We start from the raw sequence: 511 nt of genomic DNA on the forward strand, positions 1-511 counted from the left end.
CAAGGGAGCCCCGCGGCCGATGCCGGGCCTGCGGGTGAAGCCGGTCACCGAGTGATCGATGGGGCGCCGGCGCGCAGAGGAGAGGGGAGCGCTCCTTTGCGCGTCCCGGCGGCCCACAAGACTTTTTCTAGGGGCGCCTGTCGTTGACGCGGCAGGTGCCGAATTCCTACAGTGGCAGCGCCATTTTTTCTCGTTAGAGGGATTTCCATGAAAAAAGCGCTCTGGCTGCTTCTGGCTGCCGTTCCCGTGGTCCTGGTCGCCTGCGGCGGCAGCGACGACGACAAGCAGACCGCCCAGGTCGATTACCTGGCCCTGCCGGGGGATGCCAAGCTGGATACCCGCAGCGTCGACTACAAGTGCGAGAACGGTCGCAAGTTCACCGTGCAGTACCTGAACAAGGGCGACAACAGCCTCGCCGTGGTGCCGGTCAGCGACAACTTGACGCTGGTCTTCAGCAATGTGATTTCCGCCTCCGGCGCCAAGTACGCCGCCGGCCAGTACATCTGGTGGA

At 64.2% G+C, this 511-nt stretch carries 1 protein-coding gene; it reads left to right on the forward strand.

The features are described 5' to 3' along the window. Positions 1-207: 207 nt before the first annotated feature. Positions 208-511, forward strand: a 304-nt coding sequence (locus FLP08_RS16860; protein WP_156278091.1) for an MliC family protein, incomplete at its 3' end; no start/stop codon positions are given.

It is taken from the genome of Christiangramia aestuarii (assembly GCF_009735585.1).
Lineage (GTDB): Bacteria > Bacteroidota > Bacteroidia > Flavobacteriales > Flavobacteriaceae > Christiangramia > Christiangramia aestuarii.